Source organism: Rhodovulum kholense, from assembly GCF_003053725.1.
In the GTDB taxonomy this organism is placed as follows: Bacteria; Pseudomonadota; Alphaproteobacteria; order Rhodobacterales; family Rhodobacteraceae; genus Rhodovulum; species Rhodovulum kholense.
Map to the genome: position 1 here is coordinate 125,293 of NZ_QAYC01000006.1, position 18,994 is coordinate 144,286.

At 65.7% G+C, this 18,994-nt stretch carries 14 protein-coding genes and 1 pseudogene; 10 read left to right on the top strand and 5 right to left on the bottom strand.

Translation table 11 applies throughout. The features are described 5' to 3' along the window. Positions 1–373 precede the first annotated feature (373 nt). On the top strand, positions 374–2,476 hold the full coding sequence (locus C8N38_RS09940) for a hypothetical protein (RefSeq protein WP_108026853.1): 2,103 nt from the start codon (positions 374–376) through the stop codon (positions 2,474–2,476). Positions 2,477–2,628: 152 nt separating this feature from the next. Further along, on the top strand, positions 2,629–4,326 hold the full coding sequence (gene ade, locus C8N38_RS09945) for an adenine deaminase (protein ID WP_108026856.1): 1,698 nt from the start codon (positions 2,629–2,631) through the stop codon (positions 4,324–4,326). A 19-nt stretch (positions 4,327–4,345) separates the two neighbouring features. Here the strand turns inward: ade and eda are convergent, their stop codons facing one another. Both eda and edd read right to left on the bottom strand, forming a co-directional pair. Beyond that, positions 4,346–4,987 (bottom strand): bifunctional 4-hydroxy-2-oxoglutarate aldolase/2-dehydro-3-deoxy-phosphogluconate aldolase, encoded by a 642-nt coding sequence (gene eda, locus C8N38_RS09950; protein ID WP_108026859.1) that lies wholly within the window; start codon positions 4,985–4,987, stop codon positions 4,346–4,348. 63 nt (positions 4,988–5,050) lie between these two features. After that, positions 5,051–6,856 (bottom strand): phosphogluconate dehydratase, encoded by a 1,806-nt coding sequence (gene edd / locus C8N38_RS09955; RefSeq protein WP_108026862.1) that lies wholly within the window; start codon positions 6,854–6,856, stop codon positions 5,051–5,053. A gap of 120 nt (positions 6,857–6,976) precedes the next feature. On the opposite strand from edd, the gene C8N38_RS09960 reads away from it, so the two are divergent. Together C8N38_RS09960 and C8N38_RS09965 are read left to right on the top strand one after the other, a co-directional pair. Continuing rightward, entirely contained in the window at positions 6,977–8,185 is a 1,209-nt protein-coding gene (locus C8N38_RS09960; RefSeq protein WP_108026865.1) for an RSP_2647 family RNA methyltransferase, read from the top strand. Next, entirely contained in the window at positions 8,182–8,721 is a 540-nt protein-coding gene (locus C8N38_RS09965; protein ID WP_108026868.1) for an RSP_2648 family PIN domain-containing protein, read from the top strand. Before C8N38_RS09960 ends, C8N38_RS09965 begins: the two co-directional genes overlap by 4 nt. 301 nt (positions 8,722–9,022) lie before the next feature. On the opposite strand, the gene C8N38_RS09970 is transcribed toward C8N38_RS09965, so the two are convergent. After that, positions 9,023–9,766 (bottom strand): helix-turn-helix transcriptional regulator, encoded by a 744-nt coding sequence (locus C8N38_RS09970; protein WP_108026871.1) that lies wholly within the window; start codon positions 9,764–9,766, stop codon positions 9,023–9,025. An 85-nt stretch (positions 9,767–9,851) separates the two neighbouring features. Next, on the bottom strand, positions 9,852–10,547 hold the full coding sequence (locus tag C8N38_RS09975) for a M48 family metalloprotease (protein WP_108026874.1): 696 nt from the start codon (positions 10,545–10,547) through the stop codon (positions 9,852–9,854). 297 nt (positions 10,548–10,844) lie between these two features. Here C8N38_RS09975 and katG point away from each other — a divergent pair, with 297 nt between their 5' ends. The 6 genes from katG to C8N38_RS22285 all read left to right on the top strand — a co-directional run bounded on the left by katG (position 10,845) and on the right by C8N38_RS22285 (position 18,275). Further along, positions 10,845–13,052 carry a catalase/peroxidase HPI gene (gene katG / locus C8N38_RS09980; protein ID WP_108026877.1) on the top strand — a complete coding sequence of 736 codons (2,208 nt, stop codon included), beginning with the start codon at positions 10,845–10,847 and terminating at the stop codon, positions 13,050–13,052. A 365-nt stretch (positions 13,053–13,417) separates the two neighbouring features. Continuing rightward, positions 13,418–14,059: a response regulator gene (locus C8N38_RS09985; protein ID WP_245895667.1), complete on the top strand. Its 642-nt coding sequence runs from the start codon at positions 13,418–13,420 to the stop codon at positions 14,057–14,059. 54 nt (positions 14,060–14,113) lie between these two features. Then, positions 14,114–16,399 (top strand): PAS domain S-box protein, encoded by a 2,286-nt coding sequence (locus C8N38_RS09990; protein WP_146176254.1) that lies wholly within the window; start codon positions 14,114–14,116, stop codon positions 16,397–16,399. After that, positions 16,396–16,860, top strand: a complete 465-nt coding sequence (locus C8N38_RS09995; protein WP_108027062.1) for a response regulator — start codon at positions 16,396–16,398, stop codon at positions 16,858–16,860. The genes C8N38_RS09990 and C8N38_RS09995 overlap by 4 nt, the downstream gene beginning before the upstream one ends. A 3-nt stretch (positions 16,861–16,863) precedes the next feature. Then, complete coding sequence (locus tag C8N38_RS10000; protein ID WP_108026886.1) at positions 16,864–18,003, top strand: sensor histidine kinase; 1,140 nt, start codon at positions 16,864–16,866, stop codon at positions 18,001–18,003. A gap of 143 nt (positions 18,004–18,146) precedes the next feature. Further along, complete coding sequence (locus tag C8N38_RS22285; protein WP_425440034.1) at positions 18,147–18,275, top strand: transposase; 129 nt, start codon at positions 18,147–18,149, stop codon at positions 18,273–18,275. A gap of 274 nt (positions 18,276–18,549) precedes the next feature. Here the strand turns inward: C8N38_RS22285 and C8N38_RS21870 are convergent. After that, a pseudogene (locus C8N38_RS21870) lies at positions 18,550–18,772 on the bottom strand (IS5/IS1182 family transposase); the annotation flags it as partial. Positions 18,773–18,994: the final 222 nt, after the last annotated feature.

The window sequence follows — 18,994 nt, forward strand, 5'->3', positions numbered from 1 at the left end:
CCCGGCACAGCGCGACCGTGTAGCCGGCATACCCTTCGAGAAGCCCGCCATCGGAGTGACCGCAGTCCAGGCGCGGATCGTCGGGCACCATGTCGCGCGCGATTCGATACGAAAAGGGCGGGGCGTCCTTGCGCAGTCCGACCCGGATCGTGCCCGAACAGAGCGCACCGGCCGGCTGGGCATTTGCTGCCGCGCCGAGCGACGCGAAAAGAAAAACGCTTGAAAAGCAGAACAGTGCAGAAAGAAGTTCACAAGGTGCTTTGCGAGATCGAGGCATGGGGCTGCCTCCCTTGGCAATTGGACATTCTGAAAGATCTGGAATCATGATAAACAAAGCTGCGGGGACCGGACAAAAGATATTTGAGGTCATCCTATGTTTGTCTGGATTTTCTGGATTATCGCCGTTTCGGCCGCGGTCATTGTTGTCGGCCATTCCAGCGAGTTGACGCTTATCGAAAGCGAATTGCGGGCGGTATCGGTCAATATCCTCAGAAGCGCGGGCGCCGGTCTGCCGGAAGACGGACTGGCGGCGGATACGGTCGTCCTGTGGTCGGCCTGCCTCGTCGTTTGGGGGGCTTTCGCCTTCCGGTTCAACGGCTGGCCATCCCGGGCGCGCGGACCGGTCGGATTTCCCGAACACGGCCCGCGCTATTTCACCACCCGGTTCCGGTTTCGCGCCTGGGCCGTGCTTTATGGTCTGGTGATCACGGGCCTCTTTCTTGTTCTCGTGTTCTTTCCGACGGTGGCAGACCAGGCGATGACGCTGGTCTTTCCGCTGATGCCCGACAACGAATTCCTCAGCGAAGTCGACAAGGTCCTGCTGTCGGTCTCGCCGGGGGGCGACACGCGCTGGTCGGTTGCTGCCGCGGTCGGCATCGTCGTCGCGTTCTATTCTTCGGACTGGGAGCGCCGCCTGCGGGGGCTTTTCCAGAACAACGCACTCATTCCGCGTCAGGCCGAGCAGCTGTTCGAGGAACTCAGCCGACCCGATACCGCCGAGCCGATTTCGGGCCGCTTCGCGGACGAATTCCTGATGCAGTTCCGCCAGCGCGAGGACCTGCCCGCCTATGACGAGATCGACCTCAACCCCACCGCCCGCGATCTGGCGCAGAAGCGGCTGGAGCGGCTGGCCCGGATCGAGTTCATCCTGTGGCGCATGACCCGGGGCGAACTGCCCGAAGAGGTCGCCGCGCGTTTGGCAGAACATGATCGTCTGCGCGGCCAGCTGGTCGACAAGGTCGAGCGCATCCGGGCCGAAGTGGCTGCCATCGACACCCAGGTGGTTCGTGTCGCCAATCTGCTGCTGAAGCATGTGGCCGGTGAGCATCTTCCGGCCTTTCGGGAGCGGCTTGGTCATGCCGCGGGGCTGAAAGAGATCGGCGCTACCCTTACGTCGATACCGGTGTCCCGGCTCGACGACGTGATCCCGGTGCTGAAAGCCGAGTTCAACCGCATCGTCGAGACCGAGCCGTCCAGCGCAGGGGCGGGCTTCGCCCCGCCCGCCGGTGCCGACGACGACGTGCAGAAGACCATCGAGGACCTGCACCGCCAGATCGCCAGCCTGCGCGGCCTCGTGCCGCTCTGCGCCAAGAGCATGGAGGTGCAAAGCGAGCGGCTGCGCGATCTCAGCGAAAAGCTGGAGGACCTCTGGGACGAGACGCTGCGCTTTGCGATCTGCATCGGGCTTGCGGCGCCCTATTCGAGCTGCAAGCGCTTTTTCGGTCTGCTGGGGCTGCGACCCCGGATCGGCGTCGATTTCAACCTCTGGCTCGGGCTGGCCTTCCCCATGGTGCTGCTTTTCGTGCTGGCGGTGCTGTATCTCAGCGGAAAGCTGCCCTTTGCCGGAGGGCCGTTCGCGACGTGGAAAGGGATCTCGGATCCCGAACGGCCCGTCTGGCTGATCCTGGGGCTGTTCTTCATCTGCTGGCCGCTCTTGCAGGGGTGCTATGTCGGCAGCGCACTGGCCCATGGCCGACAGGCCGAAAGCGGTGCCGAGCATCACGACCGGATGCGGCCGCAGGACTATCTGCTGTCCTTCCTGATGATCTGGTCGGTACTGGTGCTGGGCGTTTCGCTTCTGATCGCGATCTGCGGCTTTTCCGGCCGTTTTCCCTTCATCTATGTGCAGGCGCTGGCCTATGCGCCAGTGTCGGCTCTTTGGGGAGTGCTGGTCAGCGCTGCGGCACTGAGGGCGCTCGACCCCAGGGCGCGGGGTGGGGTCATCCGGGGCCGGGAGGTCGGGGGCCTGTTGCTGCTGGTCGCGGTCGGGGTCAAGCTGGCCGAGGCCTGGATTGCATCGGAACTGAGCGAGGCGCAGGGAGGAGCGGAGGTGCCGGGCGGGGTCCTCATGGGGTTGGCGCTGGGCCTGTCGGCGGTGTTGTCGGGCGCGATCTGGGTCGGGACCTCGAAAGGGGTCAATGGTCTGCTCGAGCGTTGGCAGCCGCCGCGCCTGACCGGAACCCGGGCGGCCGGATAGAGGCCGTGCGCCTGCGCCGGGCCGACCAGAGCCGCGAGTGCTCGCGCCCGCAGCCTTTCTGCGATGCCGTGCGGTGGGCCGGTTCTTTCGCGTCTTGATTGTGTCACCCGGGCTTGCGACCCTTCCGGCAGTCCCATGCCAAGGAGTCGCCCATGGCCCAGCCGCTTTCCGATCTGATCGCCCAGGGGCGCGGGCTTGTTCCGGCCGATCTGGTGCTGAGAGGCGGGCAGGTGCTCGATCTGGTGACCGGCGAGATGGTGCCGGGCGATGTCGCGATCTGCGGCGACACCATCGTCGGCATCGGCAGCGCCTATGAGGGGCGCGAGGTGCTCGACGTTTCGGGGCTGACGCTGGTGCCGGGGTTCATCGACACCCATCTGCATATCGAAAGCTCGCTGGTGACGCCGCTGGAATTCGACCGCTGCGTCTGCCCGCGCGGCGTGACCACGGCAATCTGCGACCCGCACGAGATCGCCAATGTGATCGGGGTCGAGGGCATCGACTATTTCCTTGAGGCCGCGACCCGCACGGTGATGGACATTCGCGTCAACCTGTCGTCCTGCGTGCCCTCGACCGAGATGGAGACCGCGGGCGCGCGGATCGAGGCCGAGGCGCTGGTCGCGCTAAAGGATCACCCCCAGGTCATCGGTCTGGCCGAGATGATGAACTATCCGGGCGTTCTGATGCAGGACCCGGGCGTTCTGGCCAAGCTCGAGGCGTTTCGCGGCGGCCATATCGACGGCCATGCGCCGCTTTTGTCCGGCAAGGATCTGAACGCCTATATCGCGGCGGGCATCCGCACCGAGCATGAGGCGACGAGTGCTGCAGAGGCACGCGAAAAGCTGCAGAAGGGCATGCGGGTGCTGATCCGCGAGGGATCGGTCTCGAAGGACATGGTGGCGCTGTCGCCGCTGCTGAGCGAACGGACCTCGCCCTATATGTGTCTTTGCACCGACGACCGGAACCCTCTGGATATCGCCGAGCAGGGCCATCTCGATCACATGATCCGCTGGATGATCGGGCAGGGCATACCGGTTCTGGCGGCCTACCGGGCGGCCTCGCTGTCGGCGGCCGAGGCGTTCGGGCTGAAGGATCGCGGCCAGATCGCGCCGGGCAAGCGGGCCGATATCGTGGCTCTGGAGGCTCTGGCGGAGTGCCGGGCGCGGCTGGTTCTGGCGGGTGGGCGGGTCGCCTCGGCCGAGGCTTTCGCCGCGCGCGAAGAGGTGGCGCCGGTCGGGCGCGGGTCGGTCAGGGCGCCGAAGGTGACGGCCGCCAGCTTCCGCGCCACCTCGAACGCGGCCGAGACCCATGTCATCGGCATCCTGCCGGGCAAGATCCTGACCGAGCATCTGATCGAGGAGGTGCCGCCCGAGGGCGGTGAAAAGCGCGCCGATCCGGGGCGCGATCTGGCCAAGGTGGCCGTGATCGAGCGGCATGGCAGGAACGGCAATATCGCGGTCGGCTTCGTGCGCGGCTTCGGTTTGCAGCGGGGGGCGATTGCCTCGACCGTCTGTCACGATCATCACAACATCGTCGCGGTGGGCGTATCCGAGGCCGACATGGCGCTGGCCGCGACCCGGCTGTCCGAGATCGAGGGAGGCTTTGTCGTGGCCGAGGGCGGGACGGTGCTGGCCGAGCTGGCGCTGCCGGTCGCGGGGCTGATGAGCCTTGAGCCCTTCGAGATCGTCGAGGCGCGGCTGAAGGACTTGCGCGCGGCGGCGAAGGGCCTTGGCGTGGTGCTGGACGAGCCGTTCCTACAGCTGGCCTTCATCGCGCTGCCGGTGATCCCGGCGCTGAAGATCACCGATCGCGGCCTCGTCGATGTCGAGGCCTTCGAGATCATCGGCTAGCGGCGCCCCCCGCGGGCGCTCAGCGCGGCAGGGCGGCGGCCTCGCGGGCCAGCGCCACGATGGCGTCCCAGTCGCCCGCCGCGACCTTGTCCTTCGGCGCGACCCAGGAGCCGCCGACGCACAGCACGTTCGGCAGGCCCAGATAGCTGGCGGCATTGGCGAGGCTGACCCCGCCCGTCGGGCAGAACCGGATCTGCGGCAGCGGGCTGGCCAGCGCTTTCAGGGCCGCCGCGCCGCCGGCGGTTTCGGCCGGGAAAAACTTCTGGACGCTGTAGCCCTTTTCAAGAAGCGCCATCGCCTCGGAGGCGGTCGCGGCACCCGGCAGAAGCGGCAGGTCGCCCGCCCGCGCCGCATCGAGAAGCGCAGGGGTGGAGCCGGGCGAGACCCCGAACCGGGCGCCCGCGGCCGTGGCGGCCTCGACATCCGCCGGGGTTAGCAGCGTGCCCGCGCCGACCACGCCGCCCTCGACGCCCGCCATCTCGCGGATCGCGTCGAGCGCGGCCGGGGTGCGCAACGTAACCTCGAGCACCGGCAGGCCGCCTGCGACCAGCGCCTCGGCCAGCGGACGGGCAAGGGCGGCATCCTCGATCACCAGCACCGGGATGACGGGGGCCTTGCGGCAGAGCGCCTCGGTGATCTCGCTGGCGGCATGGGGGGTCATTCTGGCGGTCCTTTCGCGCGGAATTCTGACGGTTCGGTGGGTATTTAGGCCAAGAAGAAGCGGCTAGACAACGATCCCCGCGCCTTCGGTCGCGGATTTCGCATGCGCCCGGAAGGCCGCAAAGAGTTCGCGCCCCAATCCGGTCTCGTTGGCCGAGAGGTCGGGGGTGACGGGGGTGCGGTCGAGCGCGCCTTCGGTCAGCACGTCGAGCCGACCGGCGGGCGCGTCGAGCCGGATCAGGTCGCCGTCCCGGAGCCGCGCGAGCGGGCCGCCATCGACCGCTTCGGGGGTGACATGGATCGCGGCCGGGACCTTGCCCGAGGCGCCCGACATCCGCCCGTCAGTGACGAGGGCGACTTTGAGACCCCTGTCTTGGAGGACCGACAGGGTGGGGGTCAGGGCATGAAGCTCCGGCATCCCGTTGGCGCGCGGGCCCTGGAAGCGGACGACGACGATGGTGTCGGAGGTGAATTCGCCCCGCTTGAAGGCTGCCTTGACCTCCTCCTGGTCGTGAAAGATGCGCGCGGGCGCCTCGATCGCGTGGCGTTCCGGGGAGACGGCCGAGACCTTGATGATGCCGCGACCCAGGTTGCCGCTGAGCGCGCGGAGGCCGCCTGTCGCCTGGAACGGGTCGGCGGCGGGGCGCAGGATCTTGTCGTTGAGGCTTTCGCCCGCGCCTTCGGTCCATGTGAGGGTCCCATCGACGAGCTTTGGCTCGCGGGTGTAACGCGCGAGCCCCTCGCCCGCGACGGTCAGCGTGTCGGGGTGCAGGAGACCGGCCGCCAGCAGCTCGCCAATCATGTAGCCGAGGCCCCCCGCCGCGTGGAAATGGTTCACGTCGGCCAACCCGTTCGGATAGACCCGGGCCATCAGCGGCGTGACTTCGGACAGCCTTGCGAAATCCTCGATGTCGAGCAGGATGCCCGCCGCGCGGGCCATGGCGGGCAGGTGCAGCACGAGGTTCGTGGACCCGCCCGTCGCCATCAGCCCGACGATGCCATTGGCGAAGGCGCGTTCGTCCAGCACCCGGCCCGCGGGCGTGTACTGGTTGCCCTGGGCGGTGATCTCGATCGCCCGTTGCGCGCCCGCGACCGTCAGCGCGTCGCGCAGGGCGGTGTTCGGGGTGACGAAGCTGGCGCCGGGCAGGTGCAGCCCCATCAGCTCCATCAGCATCTGGTTGGAATTGGCGGTGCCGTAGAAGGTGCAGGTGCCCGGGCCGTGATAGCTTTCCATCTCGGCCTGCATCAGCGCGTCGCGGCCGATTTCTCCGGTGGCGTATTTCTGGCGGACCTTGGATTTCTCGTCATTGGGCAGGCCAGAGGTCATCGGGCCCGCGGGCAGGAAGACGGCCGGGATATGCCCGAAGCTCGCCGCGGCGATCACGAGGCCCGGCACGATCTTGTCGCAGACGCCGAGGAAGACGGCCGCGTCGAAGCAGTTGTGGCTGAGCGCGACCCCCGCCGAGAGCGCGATCACGTCGCGCGAGAACAGCGACAGCTCCATCCCGGTCTGGCCCTGGGTGACCCCGTCGCACATGGCGGGCACGCCGCCCGCGACCTGGGCGGTGGCTCCGGCTTTCTGTGCGGCGTCGCGGATCAGGGAGGGGAACCGCTCGAAAGGCTGATGCGCCGAGAGCATGTCGTTATAGGCCGTGACGATCCCGAGATTGGGGGCGCGGCCTTCGGCGAGGAGGTCCTTGGCCGCGCCCGAGGCGGCATAGGCATGGGCCTGGTTGCCGCAGGTCAGATGGGCGCGGGCGGGACCCTGATCGGCCGCGCGGGCGATCCGGTCGAGATAGGCGGCGCGGCTGTCGGCCGAGCGGCGGACGATGGCCCGGGTGACCTCTTCGAGCACGGGGTGAAGCGGCATGGCGGTCTCCTCTCGCGGGTGGATAAGGTCCGATATAGAACGTTAGCGCTAACGGGGAAAGGGCGGGCGGGCCGCGCGATTCCCCTTCCCGCCGCCACCGTCAGGCCGTAGGAGAGGCCCATGAGCACCGAACCGAGCACCGATTATCCCACGATCCGCCTGCTGCCCAAGGCAGAGGCGCGCGCCATCCGCCACGGCTTTCCCTGGGTCTATTGCGACGAGCTGGTCATGGACCGGCGCACCAAGGCGCTGGCGCCCGGAACGCTGGCGGTTCTGGAAGATGCCGAGCGGCGGCCGCTGGGGCTGGCGGCGGTCAATCCGCTGTCGCGGATCGTGGCGCGGGTGATCGACCGCGACCCCGAGGCGGTGGTGGATCAGGCCTGGTTCGCGGCCCGGATCGGGGCGGCACTGGCGCTGCGAGAACGGCTTTACGATGCGCCCTTCTACCGGCTGGCCCATGCCGAGGCCGACGGGCTGCCCGGGGTCGTCATCGACCGTTTCGGCGCGGCTGCGGTGGTGCAGCCGAATGCCGCCTGGGCCGAGAGTCGGCTGGAGGCGCTGGTGGCTGCGCTGGTTGAGGTCACGGGCGTCGAGACCGTGGTCAAGAACGGCTCGGGCCGGGTGCGGGGGCTGGAAGGGCTGCCCGAAGAGACGCTGATGCTGCAAGGTGCGCTGGAGGGGCCGGTGCCGGTTCCGATGAACGGTGCGACCTACATGGCCGATCTGACCGGCGGACAGAAGACGGGGCTGTTCTACGACCAGCGGCCGAACCATGCCTTCGCGGCGGGGCTGGCGAAGGGCGGCCGGGTGCTGGACGTCTTTTCGCATGTGGGGGGCTTTGCCCTCGCGGCGCTGGCGGCCGGTGCCGAAAGCGCGCTTGCGGTCGACGGGTCCGAGCCCGCGCTGGCGCTGGCCGAGGCCGGGGCCGAGGCCTCGGGGCTGGCCGGGCGGTTTGCGACCCGGAAGGGCGATGCCTTCGACACGCTGGCGGCGCTGGGCGCCGAGGGCGCGCAGTTCGAACTGGTGGTCTGCGATCCGCCCGCCTTTGCGCCGTCGAAATCGGCGCTCGATGCCGGGCTTCGGGCCTATGAGCGGGTGGCGCGGCTGGCGGCGGGGCTGGTGGCGCCGGGCGGGTATCTGGTCCTGTGTTCCTGTTCGCATGCCGCCGATCTGGCGAAATTCCGGGCTGCCAGCGCGCGCGGCATCGGCAAGGCCGGGCGACGCGGGCAGATCCTTTACACGGGCTTCGCCGGGCCCGACCATCCTGTGCTGCCGCATCTTGCCGAGTCGGGCTATCTGAAGGCGCTGGCCTTCCGCCTGACCGAATGAAGGTGCTGCTGGACGCCTGCGTCCTTTATCCGACCGTGCTGCGCGAGGTGGTGCTGAAGGTCGCGGGGCAGGGGCTGTTCACGCCGCTCTGGTCGGCCCGCATCCTCGAGGAATGGGCCCGGGCCGCGCGCAAGATCGGCCCGACCGGCGAGGCGCAGGCCCGGGCCGAGATCGCACTTTTGCGCGCCGCCTGGCCAGGGGCCGAGGTGGCGCCGAAGGCGGCGCTCGAGGCGCGGCTCTGGCTGCCCGACCCGAACGACGTGCATGTGCTGGCGGCCGCCGTGGCAGGCGGAGCCGATGCGATCCTGACCTTCAACGCGCGCGACTTTCCCGGCCATCTGCTGGAGGCCGAGGGGCTGGTCCGGGCCGCGCCGGACGGGTTCCTGATGGATCTGTGGCTGGCCGATCCGGGTCCTGTCGAACGGGCCGTGGCCGAGGTCCATGCCGCTGCCGAACGGATGGCGGGCGAGCCGATGGCCCTGCGCGCGCTGCTCAAGCGGGCGCGGCTGCCCCGTCTGGGCAAGGCGTTGGGCTGAGCCACGGCCCGCGGCAACGCTCGCAAAGGGAAAAGCGGGAAGCGCCGGCCACTCTCCACCGCTTCCCGCACATGTGGCCAAAGGCCGAAAAATGAAGAGAGATCGCTCTCTCCTGCGGTGCCGGTCCCGGACGCGATCCCATATCGGCCTGACACGACGACCAGACACGATAGGCCCATGGCCCCCACCGGACACGATCCGACCGATCCACCGCCCCCTGAAAAAGGGTGGTCCAAATATGCCTTTGCCACGCCCGGCGGGAATTGGGGATTTTCCCTCATGCACGTGAGGTCACGGCAGGTCAGGGGGCGATCAGGCCAAGGATCAGGGCGCGGGCCACGGCATGGGTCCGGTTAAGCGCATGCAGCTTCTTCATCGCCGAGGCCATGTGATGCTCGACCGTCTTTTCGGAGATCGACAGCCGGAACGCGATTTCCTTGTTGCGGAGCCCGGCCGCGGACCAGAGCAGGCATTCCCGTTCGCGCAGCGACAACCGGATCATGTCTGCGGCAATGTCAGGGGTCTGCGCCAGGGCATGGAAGAGGGCAGCCGTGCTGAGGATCGCGCCCGCGCTGTCGGCAACGATGTCTTCGGCCTCGGCCTGCGTGCGCGCGGCGAAGGAAAGACCCATGCCGGCCCGGTTCAACGGCGACCGGTGGCTGAGCGGCAGCGTCATCCCGAAGCTCAGGCCGTAATCCTCGCACAGATCCAGCACGTCGCGCGCCCCGGGATCGACTGCAAGCTTGTCGCCGGGACGGTTCCAGACAAGCGGGGCCTCGGCGTTGGATTCGCAGTAATGCGCACGCGGATCGTGATCGACCATTCCTTCCGAGGCATAGCGCTGGGTGAAACCCTCGGGATAGGTCGAGCGATAGATCATCTCGCGCGAGATCGACCGTACGCGGACCGACGGCACCTGCGCATAGATGGCATGCGACACGCCATGCGCGCACAGGTGATCGTTGAAAACCTGCCAGGCCGCGTCGAACGAGCGTTGCGCGCGCAGCGTTCCGGCAAAGTCGAGGCCTTGGGTATCGAAACTCATGACTCGCAACTCTGGGCAACAGGACTCGGACCTAGCAGAGCCAGGGTAAAAAGTTAATTAAGGATACATGTTTCAGGAGTCGACGCTACGTCGTCCTCGCCGGAGCCCAGCGGGTCTCCATTGCCTCGATCGCCGCGATGCGGTCCGAGGTGCGCGGGTGGCTCATCAGCCAGGCAGGCATGGCGCCGCCCCGGCTTTGGGTGACGCGGTCGAGTTTCTCGAAGAGCGTCTTCTGCGGACCGGTCCCGATCCCGGCCTTGGTCAAGAGCGCCGCGGCATAGGCATCGGCCTCGTATTCGTCCTGACGGCTGAGCCGGGCGGCCAGGAGCGAGGCCAGAGCATTGGCCAGATAGACGCCGATGCCGGGCAGGAACCGGCCCAGAACCATGGCCAGCGCGGTCCGCATGGCATTCTGGCCGGAGAAGTCGATCATTCGGCGGCGGCTGTGGCCAAGCGCGACATGGCCCAGTTCATGGGCGATCACGCTGGCCAGCTCCTCGGCGGTCACCTCGCCCGCCCGGTAGCGGTCGTGAAAGCCGCGGGTGATGAAGATCCGCCCGTCGGGCGCGGCCAGCCCGTTGACCGGCGCAATCTCGTAGATGTCGACGCGGATCCGCGGCAGGTCGAGCGCCCGGGCCATCCGGTCGGTTAGCGCCTTCAACGCGGGATCGGCCAGCTCCGAGGACCGGGCATCGAGCTCGCGCCCGGTCCGCCAGGCCGAGAACCGGTACATTGCAAGCGCATAGAGCGCCGCCAGAAGGATCGGGGTCAGTTTCAGCATCCCCCGAGATATGGGACGCCGCGCGCCCGAAACAATCGCACTGGCCCCATTCGCACTGGTCCCATCGGGGCGCGAAGCGGGCGCGTAGCATTAGGTCTATAAGCCGATCCTATCGCAAATATCATTAATGCTAAATTCCATGTATCGCGCGACTCTGGTAAAACGTCTGCAGGGAGGAAGCGGACAAGGTCCGCGGATGCCGCGGCCGGGCAAGCCGGTCGCTGCGGGCGCTTGCGGCCCCGTCCAGGCTCCTCCGCATTCGGATTTGACCCTCGAACGAACGACCCGGAGGACGAGATGGACGGAAACGATAGGCCCGCGGGCAAATGCCCGGTGCTGCACACGACGATGGGCGGGCAGTCGAACAGCGACTGGTGGCCGAACCAGCTGAACCTGAGAATCCTGCACCAGAACCCGACCGCCGGAAACCCGATGCTTCCGGGCTTTTCCTATGCCAAGGCCTTCGAGGCGCTTGACCTCAAGGCGGTCAAGGCCGACCTGCACGCGCTGATGACCGACAGCCAGGACTGGTGGCCGGCCGATTACGGCCATTACGGCGGGCTTTTCATCCGCATGGCCTGGCACAGCGCGGGCACCTACCGTACCGCCGACGGGCGCGGGGGCGGCGGCTCCGGGACCCAGCGTTTCGCGCCGCTGAACAGCTGGCCCGACAACGTCAACCTCGACAAAGCCCGGCGGCTGCTCTGGCCGATCAAGAAGAAATACGGGAACGCCATTTCCTGGGCCGATCTGATGATCCTCGCGGGCAATGTCGCGCTGGAATCGATGGGGCTGAAGACCTTCGGCTACGCCGGCGGGCGCGAGGATGTCTATGAGCCCGAAGAAGACATCTACTGGGGCTCGGAACGCGAGTGGCTGGCGACCAGCGACAAGCCGGACAGCCGCTATTCGGGCGATCGCGAGCTGGAGAACCCGCTGGCCGCGGTGCAGATGGGGCTGATCTACGTCAACCCCGAGGGGCCGGACGGCAATCCGGACCCGGTCGCCTCGGGCCGCGACATCCGCGAGACCTTCGCGCGGATGGCGATGAACGACTACGAGACCGTCGCGCTGACCGCGGGCGGGCATACCTTCGGCAAATGCCATGGGGCGGGCGATGCCAGCCTTCTGGACGCCGAGCCCGAGGCCGCGCCGCTGCAGGCGATGGGGCTCGGCTGGCTCAGCCGGCATGGGAGCGGCAAGGGGGCCGATGCGATCACCAGCGGCATCGAGGGCGCCTGGACGCCCAATCCGACGACCTGGGACATGGGCTATTTCGACGTGCTATTCGGCTATGACTGGGAGCTGACGAAAAGCCCCGCGGGGGCCTGGCAGTGGACGCCCAAGGGCCTGAAGCCCGAGGATCACGCCCCCGACCCGGAAACCGGCGAGCGCAACCGAAAGATCATCATGACCACCGCCGACATGGCGATGCGGATGGACCCGATCTATGAGCCCATCGCCCGCCATTTTCACCAAAACCCCGACGAGTTCGCCGATGCCTTCGCACGGGCCTGGTTCAAGCTGACGCATCGCGACATGGGACCGAAATCGCGCTATCTCGGCGCCGAGGTGCCCTCCGAAGACCTGATCTGGCAGGACCCGGTGCCGGCGGCCGATCATCCGCTGATCGATGCGGACGATATCGCTGCGCTGAAGGCCAAGATCCTCGGCTCGGGCCTGACGGTGGCTGAGCTCGTTTCGACCGCCTGGGCTTCGGCCTCGACCTTCCGCGGGTCGGACAAGCGGGGCGGCGCCAATGGCGCGCGCGTCCGCCTTGCGCCGCAGAAGGACTGGGAGGTGAACGAGCCCGAGCGGCTGGCGCGGGTGCTGGGGGTGCTCGAGGGCATCAAGGCGGACTTCGACGCGCGGGCCTCGGGCGGCAAGCGGGTCTCGCTGGCGGATCTGATCGTGCTGGGCGGGTCGGCTGCCGTGGAAAAGGCTGCAGCCGATGCGGGGCATCCGGTCGAGGTGCCCTTCGCGCCCGGCCGCACCGATGCTACGGCCGAGCAGACCGATGCCGAGTCCTTCGAGGTGATGGAACCGGTCGCCGACGGGTTCCGCAACTACCAGAAGGGGGCCTATAGCGTCACCGCCGAAGAGATGCTGATCGACCGCGCGCAACTCTTGACCCTCAACGCGCCAGAGATGACGGTTCTGGTCGGCGGGCTCCGGATGCTGGGCGCCAATGCCGGGCAAAGCGCGCATGGCGTCTTTACCGACCGCCCCGGGCAGTTGACGACGGACTTCTTCGTCAACCTTCTGGATATGGGTACGGTCTGGGTGCCGACCGATGCCGACGAGACCCTGTTCGAGGGCCGCGACCGGGCGAGCGGCGCGGTGAAATGGACCGGGACCCGGGTCGATCTGGTCTTCGGGTCGAACTCGCAGTTGCGGGCGCTGGCCGAGGTCTATGCTCAGGATGAGGCCGGTCCGGCCTTTGCCGAGGCGTTCGCCGCGGCCTGGGCGAAGGTGATGAATGCCGACCGGTTCGATCTGGCCTGACCGAACGTATGCCGCTGGCGGGCGGGTTCGGGCGGACCCGTCCTCCCCGGGGGCCGGAGAGCGGTGGCGCCGCTCTCCGGCCCTTTTCCTTGCCCGTTTCAAGTATGTGAAGCGAGTGGGGCCAATTTCGGCCTTTTGCAGCGAATTCAGTTTATCCAATGCGGTTTTCTGGTGAAATGGATCGCTATTTTACGTAACGTTAACCCGCGGCGCAAATCATGCAAGTAGTGTTCCGCCAAGGATGCCGATCGCTGACAGATCGCCTGTTTCCTGGCTCGTGATCAAGGTTTCCTGACATGACGAATATGCCAACGGACAGTCTACCTGTGCCTCGTCGTCCCGCCGAGCGGAGCTTTGTGGTGCTCATGCTCGACGACAACGAGATCGACCGGCTGCGCCTGAAAAAACTGTGCCTGCGCGCCGGGCTCAAGTTTCGGGTGCGCGAAGCGGCAAGCATCCACGATTTCCGTGCCGCGCTGGACGAAACCCATTACGACATGGTCTTCCTCGACTACGATCTGAAGATGGAAACCGGGCTCGACGCGCTCGAACTGCTCAAGGCTCATCCCGATCAGTCCAAGGCCATCGCCATCATGATCACCAGTTCCGACGACCCGGCCACGGTCGCCGAGGCAATGCGCTCGGGCTGTTCGGACTATCTGGTGAAGGATGAACTCACCATCTCGATGATCCGCCGCGCGGTGACGGCCGCGATCGAGCGCGAAATCTACCGGGCCGCGATCTTGCACGAACGCGAGGCGCGGGTCGAGGTGGAACAGATGCTCGAACGGTTTTCGGCCGCCTGCGCGGCCGATATTCGTGGCATACTGTCGGGCATGCTGCGCAAGATCCGTGTGGTGACCCAGTCTGTCGAGGGCCATTCCGAGATCCGCAAGGAGGTCGCCGAGGCCGAGCGGGCCTGCCTCGACCTGTTCGAATATCTCGAGAACATGAAGACCATTCTCGCTCTCGAGGCCCAACCGAAGACGGAACGACTGTTGAGATAGGGTAGACCGTTGGAAACGAGTCAGGTCATCGCCGGCCGGCAGATCAGTCTGGGCGTGAAACTCGCCCTGATGGCCTTTTTCGTCGTCCTTGTGGCAAGTCTATTCTTCGCTGCGGTGAACCTGTTCGGCGTCCAGTGGTATCGCACCGCCGCAGTGTCGCGGATGGAATTCGCCGGCGGGTTCTTTGCAGAACGGCTGTTGCAGCAACTGGATCTGATGGCGTCCGACGGCCGCAACATCGCGACCCTTCCGGAAATCGACGGTGTGGTGACGGCCACGGGTCAGGGACTGCACGATCAGACGGTCAAGGAGCCGCCGGACATCTACTGGCGTCGGCGGCTCGAGGCGGTCTTCGATTCCGTCCTGCGGACCCGGCCGCACTATTCGCAGATGCGTTATATCGGGCGGGACGACAACTGGCGCGAAGTCGTGCGCGTGAACCGGGTCAGCGACCGCACGGAAGTCGTTCGGCGCAGTGCGTTGCAGTCGAAGGGAGACGAACCCTATCTGGCCGACGAAGCCGCGCTCGATGCCGGGCATCCGTTCTTCTCGCGGGTCACCCTGAACCGGGAATATGGCCGCGAAGAGGGGCCGCCGACGATTCGTCTTGTCGTGCCGGTGCCTGGCCCCGATGGTCGCGCCGTCGGAGCGCTGGTGATCAATGCCGATTTCGCATCGATCCTGCGGGCCGCAGATCTTTATCCGGCGGACGGGTATGCCGTCACGGCCATGACGGCATCCGGCGATTTCATGCGTTACGATCCGGTTACCGGACCCGGGCCGCTGCGATTTCATGGCACTCCGGGCTGGCGTGCCGAGGATCTGCCGGACCTTGGCGGCATCGCACCGTCCGGGTCGACGCGGGCGACCAAGATCGGCTGGCAACGGGCGATCAATGTCACCGGGCTCAGCGCGGCTTCGCTGAGCCGGGGGGATCATCTGCTTCTGCGGACCGACATCTTTGTCGTGACCGAACTGCCGACCCCGTATCTTTTCGCGCCGATCCGTCAGCAGCTTGTCTATGGGCTTGCGGTCGGCATCGTGCTGTCGATCCTGGCCGGCCTCGTGGCCTGGCTGTTCGGAAACCGGCTGACGAAGCCGTTGAACCGGCTGGCCCGCGGCTTGCGTGCCAGCGAGCCGGGCGACGATCTGCGGAGCCTCATCCCCGACAGTAACGACGAGGTCGCAGAACTGGCCCGCGCCGTCGTCAAGCTCAACGAACGACTTTTTCAGAAATCGGCGAAACTCAACGCGATTTTCGCCGAGGCGGCGGATGGGCTGATCACCATAAATCAGGAGGGTGTCATCGAGGAGGCCAATGCCGCCTTGGCCCGGATCTTCGGATACGAACCCTCCGAACTGCTGGGTCGGAACGTGTGCATGCTGATGAGTGAAGAAGAGGCCGTCAAACACGACAGGATGATGCGCAGGCGGATCGGTGAGGCGACGCCGCAGCGTCTGATCGCCGGGCGCGAGATGCCCGGACGGCGCAAGGATGGCACCGCGATCACCGTCGAGATCTCGGTCGCAAGCACAAGCCATGCCGGCAGAACGCGGTTCATTGGCGTTCTGCGCGACGTGACCAGCCGGCGCGAGGCGCAGGCCCGGAGCGAGGCGCTCGTTCAGGCGCTGGAACGTTCGAATGCCGATCTCGATGCCTTCGCCTATTTCGCCTCGCACGATCTGAAGGCGCCGCTTCGCGTCATCGACAATGCCTCGGCCTGGCTCGAGGAAGATCTGGCGCCCTACCTCAACGACGACACCCGCGACAGCATGAACCTGCTGCGCAGCCGGGTCGCGCGGATGGAGCGGCTTCTGGACGATCTCTTGAACCATTCGCGGATTGGCCGGATCGAAGAAAAGGCCCAGATCGTCGAGGGCAGGGAGCTTGCCAGCGAGTTGCGCGGGCTCCTGAACCTTCCCGAGGGATTCACGTTCGAAGTGACGCCCGATTTCGACAAGCTGCATATTCCGAATATGCCGATCAAGACGATCTTGCTGAATCTTCTGGGGAATTCGTTAAAGCACCATGACCGGTCGACCGGGCTCGTTCGTCTTTCGGGCAGCGAAACGGATGACGCCTATTGCCTGTCGGTCAGCGATGACGGCCCTGGCATTCCGCCAGCCTATCACAAGAAGGTTTTTGAAATGTTCCAGACATTGCGTCCCCGCGACGAAGTCGAGGCCAGCGGGATGGGGCTCGCGATGGTCCTGAAATACGTGCGGATCGCTGGGGGGCAAGTTCGGATCGAAAGCGACGGCGGTCGCGGCACGACAATGCACGTGGTCTGGCCGAAGGTCTGTGCGAAGTCGGGCAAATCGGCGTGGCGCGCGGCATGACGCAGGATGCTGATCGCCTTGGCCGGACGCCGCTGAACCTTCTGATCGTCGAGGATGACGACGGTGACGCCAAGGCTGTACGCCGGGCTTTGAACCGCTCGCAAATCGAAGCGACATTGACCCGCGCCGTTGACGGTGTAGAAGCGCTGTCTATCATGCGCGGCGTTTCCCGCCCGGTTCCCGCCTCTCCCTATATCGTGCTGGCCGACATCCGGATGCCAAGGATGAACGGCCTCGAATTCTTGCGGGAGTTGCGAAATGACCGCAGCCTCAGGCAAGTCGTGGTCTTTGTGCTGACGACGTCGAATGACGATGACGACAAACGCATTGCCTATGAGGCGGGTATTTCCGGCTATATTCTCAAGCAAAAGGCCGGACGCGACTTTGCTTCACTCATAGAGACTCTGGATCGCTTCTGGAATATAGTGAGCTTTCCGGATATTCGCCTCAGCGAGGACTAGAAGATGCGCGATCTGGATGTCATGATCATCGATGACGACGCTGGCGACCGGAAACTCATTCGCCGGTTGTTGGAACGATCCGGGATGTGCCGATCCATTTGCGAAGCGGAATTGGTGCATGCGGCGCTCGAAAACAGCTCGGAGGCCCTCGATGCGGTTTTCATAGATTACGTTCTTCCCGGGGAGAACGGGCTGGACGGGCTTGAGACCCTGCGAAAGAAATGGCCCGGCGCCGCCTTCATTCTCATGACAGGTCAGGGCGACGAGCAGATCGCCAAGTCCGCAATTCTTGCAGGGGCCGCCGACTATACCCCGAAGTCCCGGATCAATCAGTCCGGGCTTGAGAGGATGCTGGTCCGGGCAGTCGAAATGGTGCGTCTCGCGCAGAGAGTCGAAGAACAGCGGCAGGAATTGCTGACATTCTCGAATGTGCTGGTTCATGACTTCCGTGCGCCGATCCGCAGCATCCGCTTCATCTGTGAACAGCTCGACGAGGAATTGGGCGAGCTTCAATCCGCGGAGCTGCAGAAGCTCATGGTAATGATGAAGAAGACAGCAACTCAGATGTCTCAGCTGGTTGAAACGTTGGCCGATCATATTCGCATGGACATCAATCCAGTCTTCGAGACGGTGCGCGCCACCGAGCTTGTCGATAATGCGCTTTCATTCCTGGATCAGGATATTCGCGAAAGCGGTGCAAGGGTCGATGTCGATCTGTCGGAGTTCGATGTATTTTGCAGCCCCGCGATGCTGGCTCAGCTTCTGCAGAATCTGGTGTCCAATGCAATCAAGTATTCCGGCGAGAATCCCCCCGAAATCCGGATCTCGGCCCGGCGGCTCGACAATGGAGATGTGCTTTTCGAAGTCGCGGATCGCGGTATCGGGGTCCCCGAAGAATACCGGCAGCGCATTTTCGAGCCGTTTCAACGTCTGTCCTGGGCGACTGACAAGCCCGGGACCGGGTTGGGGCTGGCCACGTGCCAGAAGATCGTCAAGCGGCATGGCGGCCGCATCTGGTGCGAAGCAAACCCCTATGGCGGAACGCTGATGCGGTTTCGCGTGCCTGGAGCCAACGCGCCTGTCGATGGGATCGCCTCGAGAATCTGGTCCCGGCGTCCGAGCGATGCAACGGTCTCGCGCTGAGGCGCGGAAGACGGACGCTACGTGAACGTCCGCCATTTGGCTGGCCCGGGGAACGGGAAAGCCGCGAACTGACCTTCCCCCCGATGTCCGGGCCATTGCGACCTGGAATTTTCCACCTTTGACTGGATGAAGGAGGAAGACCCGTGAAGCGAAAACGCTTCTCTGCAGAGAAGGTCGTCGGTGGGCTGAAGGGGCACGAGGTTGGAGCGGAGGTCGACGACATCTGCCGGCGCCACGGCATCAGTTCGCCGTCGCGAGGAAGCTGGCGGTGATCATGCACCAAATATGGCGCGACGAAAGGCCGTTCCGTTGGGGCGCGGCTGCATGACCTGCCCCATCACCGACCGGGGCGCGTTCAGCCAAGCTTGGGCGCGATTGCACGGTATGCCGCGCTGTCACTGGCATAATCAGCGCGGTTCTCACGAAACAGCGAACGCCACGCTCGCGTAGCTCAGCCGGATAGGCGGGGGTGAATCGTCTCGTCGTCATAGGGCTTATCCTTTGCGTGTTTTACTCTGCGGTAAGCCCGGGGCGGATCAGAGAGGCCTTGCGCCCAGGCCGTGCCGGGATGCAGGCGGCAATTCCTTTGTCTTCAATGGCGTAACGGAATCAGTCGGCGTCATGACCCTTATCACCCATAAGCACTTTGGCAGGCGGCAAGGCCTGCAGCATAACCCGCGCCGCTCATCTGGCCGGGCGACAGCAAGAAGGTCAGCGGCCGACCCAATGCGTCGCGGACCATGTGCAGCTTCGAGTTCAGCCCGCCTTCGTGCTCTTTAACGGGGCCGAAATCGGTCAAACCTGTTTCAGCACAAACGCGCGAAATCACCTCGCGCCTGCCGCACAGTATATTGAAAAATATGGCGAAAGCTGGCGGATGCCCAGATCGGCCGGGCTGTTGCCTGATTTCAGTCTGTCAGCTCCGATCCAGCGGACGCCAGGACTGACGCGGGATAGCCATCCTTTCGGCTGTGCGCCGGTGGAGGCGGAG

Bases quoted from the DNA above. Each gene is read 5' to 3' on its own strand.
- C8N38_RS09940 (WP_108026853.1), top strand. From the start codon at position 374: ATGTTTGTCTGGATTTTCTGGATTATCGCCGTTTCGGCCGCGGTCATT.
- ade (WP_108026856.1), top strand. From the start codon at position 2,629: ATGGCCCAGCCGCTTTCCGATCTGATCGCCCAGGGGCGCGGGCTTGTT.
- eda (WP_108026859.1), bottom strand. From the start codon at position 4,987: ATGACCCCCCATGCCGCCAGCGAGATCACCGAGGCGCTCTGCCGCAAG.
- edd (WP_108026862.1), bottom strand. From the start codon at position 6,856: ATGCCGCTTCACCCCGTGCTCGAAGAGGTCACCCGGGCCATCGTCCGC.
- C8N38_RS09960 (WP_108026865.1), top strand. From the start codon at position 6,977: ATGAGCACCGAACCGAGCACCGATTATCCCACGATCCGCCTGCTGCCC.
- C8N38_RS09965 (WP_108026868.1), top strand. From the start codon at position 8,182: ATGAAGGTGCTGCTGGACGCCTGCGTCCTTTATCCGACCGTGCTGCGC.
- C8N38_RS09970 (WP_108026871.1), bottom strand. From the start codon at position 9,766: ATGAGTTTCGATACCCAAGGCCTCGACTTTGCCGGAACGCTGCGCGCG.
- C8N38_RS09975 (WP_108026874.1), bottom strand. From the start codon at position 10,547: ATGCTGAAACTGACCCCGATCCTTCTGGCGGCGCTCTATGCGCTTGCA.
- katG (WP_108026877.1), top strand. From the start codon at position 10,845: ATGGACGGAAACGATAGGCCCGCGGGCAAATGCCCGGTGCTGCACACG.
- C8N38_RS09985 (WP_245895667.1), top strand. From the start codon at position 13,418: ATGCTCGACGACAACGAGATCGACCGGCTGCGCCTGAAAAAACTGTGC.
- C8N38_RS09995 (WP_108027062.1), top strand. From the start codon at position 16,396: ATGACGCAGGATGCTGATCGCCTTGGCCGGACGCCGCTGAACCTTCTG.
- C8N38_RS10000 (WP_108026886.1), top strand. From the start codon at position 16,864: ATGCGCGATCTGGATGTCATGATCATCGATGACGACGCTGGCGACCGG.